Source organism: Jannaschia sp. W003, from assembly GCF_025144335.1.
Lineage (GTDB): Bacteria > Pseudomonadota > Alphaproteobacteria > Rhodobacterales > Rhodobacteraceae > Jannaschia.
The window spans coordinates 329,760-341,826 of record NZ_CP083539.1 but is presented as its reverse complement, the minus strand read 5'-3'; the positions used below and the strand labels follow the sequence as shown (position 1 = coordinate 341,826).

Genomic DNA, 12,067 nt, shown 5'->3' with positions numbered 1-12,067 from the left:
CACAAGCCGCAGGTTCCGCAAGATGGACCTGCGCCCGACGCAAGACGCCGGACCCGTGGGGGCCCGGCGCCGGATGCGGCGCGCCCCCGGGAGGGGCACGCGAGGGGGCGGGGATCAGGCCGCCACGTCGAAGCGGTCGAGGTCCATCACCTTGGTCCAGGCGGCCACGAAGTCGCGGGCGAACTTCCCGCCGTTGTCGTCCTGGGCGTAGAACTCGGCGATGGCCCGCAACTGCGAGTTGGCGCCGAACACGAGGTCGCAGCGGGTGCCCGACCAGCGGATCTCGCCGGTCTCGCGGTCGCGGGCATCGTAGACCTTGGCCCCTTCGGTGCGCGGCTTCCACTGGATGTTCATGTCCAGCAGGTTGCGGAACACGTCGTGGGTCAGGTGCCCCGGCGTCTCGGTGAGCACGCCGTTCTGCGAGCCGTCCGGCACGCAGCCCAAGGCGCGCAGGCCGCCCACCAGCACCGTCATCTCGGGCGCGGTGAGGGTCAGGAGCTGCGCGCGGTCCACCAGCAGCTCCTCGGGCGAGGCGGTGTAGTCCACCGACTGGTAGTTGCGGAACCCGTCGGCCTTGGGCTCGAGCGGCTCGAAGCTCTCGGCGTCGGTCTGCTCCTGCGTGGCGTCGCCGCGGCCGGGCGTGAACGGCACCTTCAGGTCGTGGCCCGCCTCGCGCGCCGCCTTCTCGACCGCGGCCGAGCCGGCCAGCACGATCAGGTCGGCGATCGACACGGTGCGCCCGCCCTTGGCATCCCACTCGCGCTTGATTCCCTCGTAGACGTCCAGCACCTTCGCCAGCTCGGCGGGGCGGTTGATCTCCCAGGAGCGCTGGGGCTCTAGGCGGATGCGCGCCCCATTGGCGCCGCCCCGGCGATCGGAGCCGCGGAACGTCGAGGCCGAGGCCCAGGCCACGCCGATCATGTCGCGCGCCGAGAGGCCGCTGCCGAGCAGCATCTCCTTGAGCGCCGGCACGTCCTCGGCGGTGATCGGGTTCGCGGGGACCGGAACCGGGTCCTGCCAGATCAGGTCCTCCGAAGGCACCTCCGGCCCGATGTACCGGACCTTCGGCCCCATGTCGCGGTGGGTCAGCTTGAACCACGCGCGTGAGAAGGCGTCGGCGAAAGCCGCCGGATCATGGCGGAACCGCTCCGAGATCTCGCGGTACTTCGGGTCGACCTTCATCGCCATGTCGGCCGTCGACATCATCGGCGGGTGCTTCTTGGAGGGATCATGAGCGTCGGGCACGATGGCGTGCATCGCCGGGTCCACGGGCCGCCACTGGTGCGCGCCGGCGGGGCTCTTGGTCAGCTCCCACTCGTTGTCGAGCAGCATCTCGAAGTAGCTGTTGTCCCACTTGGTCGGCGTGGGCGTCCAGGCGCCCTCCAGCCCGGAGGTGATGGTGTGCCCGCCGTGCCCGGTCTCCCAGGTGTTGGTCCAGCCGAAGCCCATGTCCTCGATCGGCGAGCCCTCGGGCTCGGGGCCGACCGAGGTGACGTCGCCCGCGCCGTGGCACTTGCCGAAGGTGTGGCCGCCGGCGGTCAGCGCCACGGTCTCCTCGTCGCCCATGGCCATGCGCGCGAAGGTGTCGCGGATGTCGTAGGCCGAGGCGGCGGGGTCGGGGTTCCCGTTGGGGCCTTCGGGGTTCACGTAGATCAGGCCCATCTGCACGGCCGCGAGCGGGTTCTCCAGGAACCGGCCCTTGCCGTCCTCGCCCGCGTCGTAGCGCTCGTCCTTCGTGCCGAGCCACTCGTCCTCGGAGCCCCAGTAGATGTCCTCCTCAGGGGCGAACACGTCCTCGCGCCCGCCGCCGAAGCCGAAGGTCTTCAGGCCCATGGACTCCAGCGCCACGTTGCCGGTCAGGATGAACAGGTCGGCCCAGGAGATGGCGTCGCCGTACTTCTGCTTGATCGGCCAGAGCAGGCGCCGCGCCTTGTCGAGGTTGCCGTTGTCGGGCCACGAGTTGAGCGGCGCGAAGCGCTGGGCTCCGCTCGTCGAGCCGCCGCGCCCGTCGGCGGTGCGGTAGGTGCCCGCCGAGTGCCAGGCCATGCGCACGAAGAAGGGCCCGTAGTGGCCGTAGTCCGCCGGCCACCAGGACTGGCTGTCGGTCATCAGCGCGTGGAGGTCGGCCTTGATCGCGTCGTAGTCGAGGCCGCGGAACTTCGCGCGGTAGTCGAAGTCCGGGTCCATCGGCGCCGTCTGGGGCAGGTGCTGGTGCAGGATGTCCAGCTTCAGCTGGTTCGGCCACCAGTCGCGGTTGCCGCGCACGCGGTTGGTCACGTGCAGCGTGGCGCCGTGGATCACCGGGCATTTGCCGGCGGGGGTATCGTTTCCGTCCATCATGGGGGCGGTCTCCCTGTCGAGAATGGGTCGGGCGGGCGAGCGTCCGCCGCTGAGGAGCAGGTAACACCTCCGGGCCATTGGTTTAAGTTGCATCTCGCTATCCGGGCCATAACTTGCGCCTATGAACAGCGTCACCCTGCGGCAACTGCGCTACTTCGAGGCCCTGCTCCGCCACCGCCACTTCGGGCGGGCCGCGGAGGCTGCCGCCGTGTCGCAGCCCGCGCTCTCGGTGCAGATCCGCGCGCTCGAGGAGGCCTTGGGCGGCCCACTGTTCGAGCGCGGCCCCCGCGAGGTGCGCCCCACGCCCTTCGGCACCCGCGTCGCCGCCGAGGTGCGCGGCGTGTTGCGCGGCGTGGAGGCGCTGGGCGCGTTGGCGCAGGCCGAGGCCGGGGGGCTCACTGGCCTGCGGATCGGCGTGATCCCCACCGTTGCGCCCTACCTGCTGCCCGCCTTGGTGCGGGGGCTGGAGCGGGCGCGCCCCGGCCTCGACCTGGAGATCCGCGAGACCGTGACGCCGCGGCTCCTGGAGGCGCTGGCCGACGGCGCGCTCGACACAGCGCTCGTGGCGCTGCCCGTCTCGGAGCCCGCGCTAGTGGAGCTGCCGCTGTTCCGCGAGCCCTTCGTGCTCGTGCGACCCGAGAGCGAGGCCACAAAGCCCGTGCCCGACGCCCGCGCGCTGGCCCGGATGCGGCTCCTGCTGCTGGAGGAGGGGCACTGCTTCCGCGACCAGGCGCTGGAGTTCTGCGGGCAGGGCGCGCGGATGCGCCACGGGCTCGACGGCTCGTCGCTGGCCACCCTAGTGCAGATGGTGGGCGCGGGCCTCGGCGTCACCCTGATCCCCGAGATGGCGGTGGCGGTGGAGACCCGCTCCGCCCCCGTGGCCGTCGCTCGCTTCGCGGACCCCGCGCCGGACCGCACCCTGGGGCTGGTGTGGCGCCGCTCCAGCCCGCTGGGCGCCGAGCTTCGCGCGCTCGCTCCGGTGCTGCGGGCCGCGGCGGGTGCGTCCGCACCGGCCGGCGGCGACGCCTTGCGGCGGAGCGGACCTGTCGGGTAAGGCTCCGCCGGGGCCGCGCGAGGGCTCTCGGTCGGGGGATCGCCGCGATGAACGTCGAGAAGCGCCACAACGTCCGCCTCACGGGCCGGGACGATCCGTCCGCGCCCGCGATCGTCTTCGCCCACGGCTTCGGTTGCGACCAGGCCATGTGGCGCTACGTGACGCCGCGCTTCGAGGACCGGTTCCGCGTCGTGACCTTCGACCACGTAGGCCACGGCGGCTCCGACCACTCGGCCTTCGACCCCGAACGCTACGGCTCGCTCGACGGCTACGCCGCCGACGTGGCCGAGCTCTTGGAGGCCATGGACCTGCGGGACGCGGTGTTCGTGGGCCACTCGGTCTCGTCGATGATCGGCGTGCTGGCTGCGCGCCGGGCGCCGGGGCGCATCGGCAAGCTGGTCATGGTCGGCCCCTCGCCGCGCTACATCGACGACGCGGACTACCGCGGCGGCTTCTCGGAAGCCGAGATCGAGGAGCTGCTGGTCTCGCTCGACAGCAACCACATGGGCTGGTCGGCGGCGATGGCCCCCGTGATCATGGCCAACCCGGACCGCCCCGAGCTGGGCGAGGAGCTGCGCAACAGCTTCTGCCGCACCGATCCCGAGATCGCCAAGAGCTTCGCGCGCGTCACCTTCACCTCCGACAACCGCGCCGACCTCGCGGACGTCTCCGTGCCGACGCTGATCCTGCAGTGCTCCGACGACGCCATCGCGGGCGAGGCGGTGGGCCGCTACGTCCACGAGGCGATCCCCGGCAGCCGCTTCGTGAAGCTGCGGGCCACGGGCCACTGCCCGAACCTCTCCGCTCCCGCCGAGACCGCGGACGCCATCGCCGCCTTCGCCTGATGGACCGCACGGTCGATCCGGCGCTGTTCTTCGACGAGGCGCCGTGCGGCTTCCTCCTGCTCGACGCGGACTGGCGCGTGGTGCGCGCCAACGCGCGGCTGCTGGGCTGGATCGGCCGCGCCGAGGACGCGGTGGCGGGCCTCCACGTGCGCGACCTCCTGGACGTGGGCGGGCGCATCTTCTTCGAGACCCACTTCGCGCCCATGGTCCGCATCCAGGGCGGCTTCGACGAGGTGGCGCTGAACTTCCGCCGGGAGGGCGGCGGTGTGATGCCCGCGCTGGTGAACGCCGCCGAGCGGCGCGGCGCGGACGGCGCGGTCGAGGCGGTCGCGATGACCGTGCTGAACGCCAGCGACCGGCGCCTCTACGAGACCGAGCTGCTGGCCGCGCGCGACCGCCTGCGCGCGCTCAACGAGGAGCTGGAGGCGCGCGTGGCGGCCGAGGTCGAGCGCCGCCTCGCCGCCGAGGAGGAGCTGCGCCACGTGCAGCGCGTGGAGACCATCGGCGCGCTGGCGGGCGGCATCGCCCACGACTTCAACAACGTGCTGCAGACCATTGCCCGCGACCCCGGCGCCGGCCCGCAGGTGCACGAGGGCGTGGAGCGCGGCGCCGCGCTGGTGCGCCGCCTCATGGGGCTGGCCCGCCGCGACGGCGAGGCCCCGCGCACCTTCGACGCCGCGCGCGCCGTGGCGGGCCTGCGCGCCATGGCGGAGCACGCCCTCGGCGGCGGCGAGGCGGCGATCGCGCTGGAGATCGAGGTCGGCGACGCGCCGCTGCCCGTCACCGCCGACCTGCGCGAGCTGGAGAATGCGGTGCTGAACCTTGCCGTGAATGCCCGCGACGCCATGGAGGGGACGCCCGGCACCTTGCGCATCGAAGCGCGCGCCGCCGCGCCCGCCGACCGGCCCGAGGGGCTGGAGGGCGCGTTCGCCGCTGTGGCCGTCGAGGACACCGGCCCGGGCATGGACGCCGAGACCCTCGCGCGGGCTTTCGGGGCCTTCTTCACCACGAAGCCCGAGGGACGCGGCACGGGGCTGGGCCTCGCCATGGTGGACCGCTTCGCGCGCCGCGCCGGGGGGCGGGCCGTGATCCGCTCCGCGCCGGGCCGGGGGACCACGGTGACGATCCTGCTGCCGCTCGCAGACCCCGCGCTGCTGGCGCCCGAGCCGGCCGCGGCGCCCGCCCCTGCGCCCGCCGCGGCCGCCGCCCCGTCCGCGCCGCTGCGGGTGCTGCTGATCGAGGACGACGCGATCATCCGCATGGGCATGGTCGACGACCTGGAGATGCACGGCCACGAAGTGACCGAGGCCGCCACCGGCGCCGCCGGGATCGAGGCCGCCGGCGCGGGCGGGTTCGACGTGGTGGTGGCCGACCTCGGGCTGCCCGACATCGGCGGCCCCGCGCTGGTGGCGCGGATGCGCGCGCTGCTGCCCGGCGCCGGCATCGTCGCGGCCACGGGCGCGGTGGTGCTTCCCTCTGAGGTCCGGGACCACGTCACGCACCTGCCCAAGCCCTTCGACCCCGACACCCTGTGCCGCGCGGTGGCGGAGGCCGCGCCGCGGGGCTGAGCCTCTGGGCGCCGCGCCCGATCCGTGGGAAGCCTCGCCGCGAAGGAGGCCCCCATGACCGACCACACCACCCACGCCGCCGAGGACGACCCCCGCAACGAGACCGTGCTGGTCTGGGTGGACGGCGCGCTCGTGCCCCGCGCCGAAGCCAAGGTCTCGGTGTTCGACAGCGGCTTCATGCTCGGCGACGGCATGTGGGAGGGCATGCGCCTCCACCGCGGCCGCTGGGGCTTCCTGGAGGAACACATGGACCGGCTGTTCAGCAGCTGCCGGGCCGTCTCCATCGACATCGGCATGACGCGGGACGAGGTGCTGGACGCGCTCCGCCGCACCGCCGAGGCCAACGGCATGACGGACGACGTCCATTGCCGCCTGATGGTGACGCGGGGCGTGAAGGTGCGGCCCTTCCAGCACCCCTCGCTGTCGCGCTCCGGGCCCACGGTGGTGATCATCATGGAGCACTCGAAGCCCGTCGATGCGCTCAAGACCCGCGGCATCCGCCTCGCCACGGTGCCCCAGGTGCGCGGCCTGCCCATGAGCCAGGACGCCAAGTACAACAGCCATTCCAAGCTCAACTGCGTGATCGCCTGCCTCCAGGCCGAGCAGGCCGGGGCCGACGAGGCACTGATGCTCGACCCCTTCGGCTTCGTGAACACCACGAATGCCTGCAACTTCTTCATCGTCCGCCGGGGCGAGGTTTGGACCTCCACGGGCGACTACTGCATGAACGGCGTGACCCGCCGGAAGGTGATCGAGATCTGCCGGGCCGAGGGCATCCCGGTGTTCGAGCGCAACTACTCCCTCGTGGACGCCTATGCCGCCGACGAGGCGTTCCTGACGGGCACCTTCGGCGCACAGACGCCCGTGGCCTCGATCGACGGCAAGGCCATTGGGACGGAAGGAGGCCGCGGCCCGGTCATGCGGCGCATCGCCGAAGTGTACCGCGCGTGGATCGAGGAGGACGCGCGGACGGGGGCGAAGTAGGCGCGACGCGCCCCCGGCGCGAGGCCGGGGCGTACCCTAGCCGCCTTGCACCGCGTCCATGATGTAGCGCGCCGTCATCAGGTCGAGATGCGCGCCGCCGCCGTTCTTGGCGACCGTGATGTCCCCGGGCGCGCGCCGGAACCGGTCCAGCTCGTAGAAGTCCGCCACCACGTCCTCGCGCCGGATCGTGCCCGCGGCGAGCGGAATCTTCAGCTCCCCGATGTGGTCGAGCGTGGTCTCGCGGCTGTCCACGAACAGCTTGGCGCGTCCCAGGGCATCGTCGTCGGCCTCGCGCATGTCGGGGCGGTAGGCGCCGATGAGGTCCACGTGGGTGCCGGGGCGCAGCCACGCGCCGCGCAGCACCGGCTCGGTCGCCATCGTGGCGCAGCCCACGATGTCGGCCGCGCCCACGGCCTCGGCAAGGTCCGGGGCGGCCTCGATGCCGCGCGCCTCGGCGAAGGCGCGGGCGTTCTCGGGCCGGCGCGACCACACCGCGAAGCGGGCCTCGGGGAAGGCGGCGCCGTAGGCCTCGTGGAGCGAGGCGGCCACGGTGCCCGAGCCAACCAGCAGGATGCGTTCGCTGTCGGGCCGCGCGAGGCGGCGGGCGGCGAGCAGGCTGTCACCGGCGGTCTTCCACTTGGTGACGAGGTGGAAATCGAGCATCGCCGCGAGCGTGCCGTCCGCGTCCGAGAAGAGAGAGACCGCGCCGTTGATGTTGGGCACCTCGCGGTTGCCGGGGAAGATCGTCGCGGTCTTCACAAGGCTGCCCAGGCCGTCGATCCACGCCGCGCGGGAGAGCATCGTGTCCGGGTCGCGGTAGAGGAACGTATCGCCGATGGCGGCGCGGGGCAGGGCGTGCCCGGCGGCGAGCGCGTCCGTCAGCGCGATCCAGTCGAGGTGCCGCTCGGCGCCAGCGTCGATGAAGGGAACCATGAAACCTCCGTGGTGCGGGTTGCGGATGCGGGAGCGAGGGGCCAGCCCCTCGCGCTCCCCGAGATATTTGGGGCCAGAGGAAGGGGGCGGCCTCATCCTGCCCCAAGTACCTCGGGGGAGCCGCCAAGGGCGGCGGGGGCGGAGCCCCCTAGAGCGCCTCGTCCTCGGTCAGCAGGCCCTCGGCCACCAGTCGCTCCGCCCAGCCGTCCGGGCTCTCGAACAGGTGCGTGCGCCAACCACGGGCGGCGGCGGCCTCGACGTTGTCGGGGCGGTCGTCGGCAAACAGGAACGTCGCTCCGCTCGCGCCCGCGGCCCGCTCGGTCATCTCGAAGATCGCCGGGTCGGGCTTGATCACGCCCATGTGCCCCGAGACGTGGGCGTGGTCGAACTCGCCGAGGAAGTCGTAGTGCCGCTGCGCCACCGCGAAGCTGTCGATCCCGAAGTTGGTTAGCGCATGGACCGGCACGCCCTTCGCCCGCAGCGCGCGCAGGAGGCGCACCGAGCGGGGGATCGCGGGCGAGGCCAGCTCGATCCAGTGGTCGTGCCACAGCCGCACCTCGTCGCGCCAGGCGGGGTGCGCCTCGGCGGTGGCGTAGATGATGTCGCGGAAGCCCTCGCCGAGGTCCACGCGGTCGTTCATGCCATGGAGGTCCACCTCGGCGAACATCGCGCGGCGCCGCTCGGGGCCGATGCGGCGGTCGAACCACGCCTCGGGGTTCCACTCGATCAGCACGTTGCCGATGTCGAAGACGACGATGCTCGCCCCGCTCACGTCAGGTGCGCCGCATGGTGGTCGACGTGGGATTCGGCGAAGGTGGAGACGAAGAAGTAGCTGTGGTCGTAGCCGCGCCGCAGGTTCACGGCCGCCTCGGCGCGCGCCTCGGCGGCGGCGGCGGCGAAGGCGGGCAGCCCCAGCTTGTCGAAGTGCGGATCGTCGGTCCCGGCGTCCACGAGGCAGGGCGGCAGCTCGGCCCCGCCGCGCAGGAGCAGCGCGGCGTCGTGGTCCTCGGGGTCCAGCCCGTAGGCGCGCAGTTGCGGCGCCCCCCAGTCCGAGGTCGACGGGTTGCAGATCGGCGCGAAGGCCGAGACGGAGGCGAAGCGGCCCGGGTGCTTGAGCGCCAGCGTCAGCGCGCCGTGCCCGCCCATGGAGTGCCCGGTGATGCCCTGGCGCTCGGGGTCGAGGTCGAAGCTGGCGAACAGGAGCTTCGGCAGCTCCTCGGCCACATAGCGCTCCATGCGGAAGTTGCGGGCCCAGGGCAGGGCCTCGGCGTCCACGTAGAAGCCCGCGCCCTGGCCCATGTCGAAGGCCTCGTCGTCGGCCACCCCCTCGCCGCGGGGCGAGGTGTCGGGAAAGCACAGCGCGATCCCGGCCTCGGCGGCCCAGACCTGCAGCCCCGCCTTGGTCATGGCGTTCTCGTGGGTGCAGGTCAGGCCCGAGAGGTACCACAGCACCGGTGCGCCCGCGGGCTCGGGCGGCAGGAACAGCCCGAAGCGCATCGCGCCCCCCGTGGCCGCGGAGCGGTGGTCGAGCACGAGCTGTCGCCCCCCGTGGCACAGGGTGTCGGAGACGGTCTGCATCAGGTTCCCCCTTCCAGAAGGCCCACCACGAGCGACACGGTGGCGATCGACAGCGCGGTGGACACCAGGATCGCCGCCGAAACCCGCTGCGGCGCCACGCCGTAGTGCTGCGCCAGCATGAAGACGTTGCCCGCCACCGGCAAGGCGGCCGCCGCGATCATCACCTTCGCCGCGTAGGGGTCGGCCACCGGGAACAGCACCAGGGCCGAGAGCGCCACCGCGGCCGGATGGAGCACCAGCTTGCACAGCGTCAGCCACGACGCGACCGACAGCCGCTCCGCGGTCTTCGAGGCGAGCGAGGCGCCGATCGCGAAGAGCGCGCCCGGCGTGGCCGCGGCGCCGAGGATGGCGACGAACTCGGCCACCGGGTCCCACAGCTCGCGCCCCGTGGCGGACCAGGCGATGCCGGCGGCGATCGAGACCACCATGGGGTTTTTCACAAGGCCTCCGCCCACGGTGCGCAGCATCCCCCACCCCGCCTCGCCCCGCGAGCCGGTGATCAGGATCACGATCAGCGACGAGAACAGGATCAGGTCCACGGCGAGCAGCATCAGGAGCGGCCCCGCCGACTGCGGCCCGAGCAGCAGCGCCAGCATGGGGATGCCCATGAACCCGAGGTTGCCGATCACCGCGCACTGCGCCTCAACGGCCGATTCAGCGACCGACAGCCCGCGCACGAAGCCCACCGCCGTCGCCACGAGGTAGATGAAGCCCGTGCCCCACAGGTAGGCGGCGATGAAGCGGCCATCGAGGATGTCGGCCAGCGTCAGGTTCGCGGCGAACGAGAACAGCATCGCCGACAGCGCGAACCAGAACACGAACTTGGTGAGGTAGGCGGTGGCCTCCTCGGTGAAGAAGCGCGTGCGGCCCGCCGCATAGCCCAGCCCGATCAGGGCGAAGAAGGGCAGGGTCTTGAGGAAGATGGCGAGCACGCGCGAACCGCTAGCGGCGGGGCCGGGGGGTGTCCAGCGGCCCCGGGGGCGAAGGCGCCCTGCCGAGGGCGAAGGCGCCCGTGCCCGCGTCGAAGGCGCCCCCGCGCTACCCGGACCCGATCAGGACGCCCGCGGCCAACACCAGCCCGCCGCCCACCACCACCTGCAGCGTCGCGCGCCAGAACGGCGTGTCCATGTAGCGGTTCTGGATCCAGGCGATGGCCCACAGCTCCACGAACACCACCGCGATGGCGATCGCGGTCGCCACGGCGAAGTCCGGGATCAGGTAGGGCAGGGCATGGCCCAGGCCGCCCAGCGTGGTCATCACCCCCGACGCCAGGCCCCGCTTCCACGGCGCGCCGCGCCCCGAGATCGCGCCGTCGTCCGAGGCGGCCTCGGTGAAGCCCATGGAGATGCCAGCGCCGACGCTCGCGGCCAGCCCCACGAGGAACGTGGTCCACGTGTCCTGCGTGGCGAAGGCGACCGCGAAGATGGGGGCGAGCGTGGACACCGAACCGTCCATCAGTCCCGCCAGCCCCGGCTGCACCCAGGTCAGCACGAACTGGCGGTGCGCGGTGGCGTCCTCGGCCTCGCGCTCGCCCCCGAGGGCGGCCTCCAGCTCGCTCGCCCGCGCCTCGTGGCCCGCCTCGGCGGCGGCCAGGTCGCCGAGGAGGCGGCGCGTGGCGGCGTCCCCGGTCGCCTGGGCGGCGCGCAGGTAGAACCCGTGCGCCGCGCGCTCCATGGCCCGGGCCTCGCCGCGGGCCTGCTCCAGCGTCAGCGCGTCCTGCATCCAGACCGGGCGCCGGGCGTAGAAGCCCGAGACGTGCTCGCGCCGCACGAGCGGGATGGTCTCGCCGAAGCGCGCGACGTGGAGGTCGATCAGGCGGCGGCGGTGCTCGTCCTCCTCCTCGGCCATGGCGCGGAAGGTGGCGGCGGTGGCCGGGTAGTCGGCGCCGAGCCGCTCCGCGAAGCCGCGGTAGATGCGGGCGTCGTCCTCCTCGGCGGAGATGGCCAGCGCCAGCACCTCCCTCTCGGAGAGGTCGCGGAAGCGGCGGCGTCGGTCGAGTCCGGGGATCATGGCGCGAGCCTTATCCCCCGCGCGTGCGAGCGCAACCATGGTCCTCGGCGCGCCGAACGTCTTGTGCGGTGAACCGAACGGTTTATGTCAGCGCGGCCCGGGGAAGTCCGGGCGCGATGGGGAAGCCGCGATGAACGAGGCCGTGCCGGTCAAGAAGGGGCGCAAGTTCGCGCAGGTGCTGGAAGGCGCCCGCGTCGTGTTCCTGGCCGATGGCTACGAGGGCGCGAGCGTGGACGCCATCGCCAAGGCGGCCGGCGTCTCGAAGGCCACGCTTTACAGCTACTTCCCCGACAAGCGCCTTCTGTTCCTCGGCGTGGCCGAAGCCGAGTGCCTCGCGCAGGTCGAGGAGACCGGCGCGCTGCTCCTGCACGACGCCGACCCCGAGGAGGCCCTGCGCCGCGCCGGGCGCCGGATCGTGGACTTCGTGCTTTCGGACACGGCGCAGCGCATCTTCCGCATGTGCGTGGCCGAGGCCGACCGCTTCCCGGAGCTGGGGCGCGAGTTCTTCCGCACCGGCCCCGCGGTGTTCCGCGCCCGCATGGTGGACTACCTGCGCGAGGCCGTGGCCGCGGGGCGCCTGCGCATCGACGACGTGGCGCTGGCCGCCGACCAGTTCGTGGAGCTGTGCCACGCCACGCTGTTCCCCGAGATGGTGTTCGGCGTGCGCAGCGAGGCCACCGACGCCGAGCGCGCCCGCGTGGTCGACGGCGCGGTGGCCACCTTCCTCGCCCGCTACGGCGCGGGGCGCGCCTGAC

Annotated in this window: 11 protein-coding genes; 5 read left to right on the top strand and 6 right to left on the bottom strand. The window is 72.9% G+C overall.

Annotated elements, in window-relative coordinates:
• Window positions 1-114: 114 nt before the first annotated feature.
• Window positions 115-2,337, bottom strand: coding sequence for a catalase/peroxidase HPI (gene katG, locus K3554_RS01565; protein ID WP_259945731.1), 2,223 nt, complete (start codon window positions 2,335-2,337; stop codon window positions 115-117).
• Window positions 2,338-2,461: 124 nt separating this feature from the next.
• Between katG and K3554_RS01560 the strand changes: the two genes are divergently transcribed.
• From K3554_RS01560 to K3554_RS01545, 4 genes are read left to right on the top strand one after another with little or no spacing between them, the layout of a single operon-like run.
• Window positions 2,462-3,394 carry a hydrogen peroxide-inducible genes activator gene (locus K3554_RS01560; RefSeq protein ID WP_259942691.1) on the top strand — a complete coding sequence of 311 codons (933 nt, stop codon included), beginning with the start codon at window positions 2,462-2,464 and terminating at the stop codon, window positions 3,392-3,394.
• 47 nt (window positions 3,395-3,441) lie between these two features.
• Window positions 3,442-4,239, top strand: a complete 798-nt coding sequence (locus K3554_RS01555; protein ID WP_259942690.1) for an alpha/beta fold hydrolase — start codon at window positions 3,442-3,444, stop codon at window positions 4,237-4,239.
• Window positions 4,239-5,807, top strand: a complete 1,569-nt coding sequence (locus K3554_RS01550; RefSeq protein WP_259942689.1) for an ATP-binding protein — start codon at window positions 4,239-4,241, stop codon at window positions 5,805-5,807. The genes K3554_RS01555 and K3554_RS01550 overlap by 1 nt, the downstream gene beginning before the upstream one ends.
• Before the next feature lie 54 nt (window positions 5,808-5,861).
• A complete protein-coding gene (locus tag K3554_RS01545; protein WP_259942688.1) occupies window positions 5,862-6,791 on the top strand; it encodes an aminotransferase class IV in 930 nt (309 codons plus the stop codon).
• Window positions 6,792-6,827: 36 nt separating this feature from the next.
• On the opposite strand, the gene K3554_RS01540 is transcribed toward K3554_RS01545, so the two are convergent.
• From K3554_RS01540 to mbfA, 5 genes are all read right to left on the bottom strand, one after another.
• On the bottom strand, window positions 6,828-7,724 hold the full coding sequence (locus K3554_RS01540; protein ID WP_259942687.1) for an ornithine cyclodeaminase family protein: 897 nt from the start codon (window positions 7,722-7,724) through the stop codon (window positions 6,828-6,830).
• A 148-nt stretch (window positions 7,725-7,872) separates the two neighbouring features.
• Window positions 7,873-8,496 carry an HAD family phosphatase gene (locus tag K3554_RS01535; protein ID WP_259942686.1) on the bottom strand — a complete coding sequence of 208 codons (624 nt, stop codon included), beginning with the start codon at window positions 8,494-8,496 and terminating at the stop codon, window positions 7,873-7,875.
• A complete protein-coding gene (gene fghA / locus K3554_RS01530) occupies window positions 8,493-9,302 on the bottom strand; it encodes an S-formylglutathione hydrolase (RefSeq protein ID WP_259942685.1) in 810 nt (269 codons plus the stop codon). The genes K3554_RS01535 and fghA overlap by 4 nt, the downstream gene beginning before the upstream one ends.
• Window positions 9,302-10,234, bottom strand: a complete 933-nt coding sequence (locus tag K3554_RS01525) for an AEC family transporter (RefSeq protein WP_259942683.1) — start codon at window positions 10,232-10,234, stop codon at window positions 9,302-9,304. The genes fghA and K3554_RS01525 overlap by 1 nt, the downstream gene beginning before the upstream one ends.
• Window positions 10,235-10,340: 106 nt before the next feature.
• Entirely contained in the window at window positions 10,341-11,312 is a 972-nt protein-coding gene (gene mbfA, locus K3554_RS01520) for an iron exporter MbfA (protein ID WP_259942681.1), read from the bottom strand.
• Between the two features lie 130 nt (window positions 11,313-11,442).
• On the opposite strand from mbfA, the gene K3554_RS01515 reads away from it, so the two are divergent.
• Window positions 11,443-12,066 (top strand): TetR/AcrR family transcriptional regulator, encoded by a 624-nt coding sequence (locus tag K3554_RS01515; RefSeq protein ID WP_259942680.1) that lies wholly within the window; start codon window positions 11,443-11,445, stop codon window positions 12,064-12,066.
• The last annotated feature ends 1 nt before the right edge of the window (window position 12,067 follow it).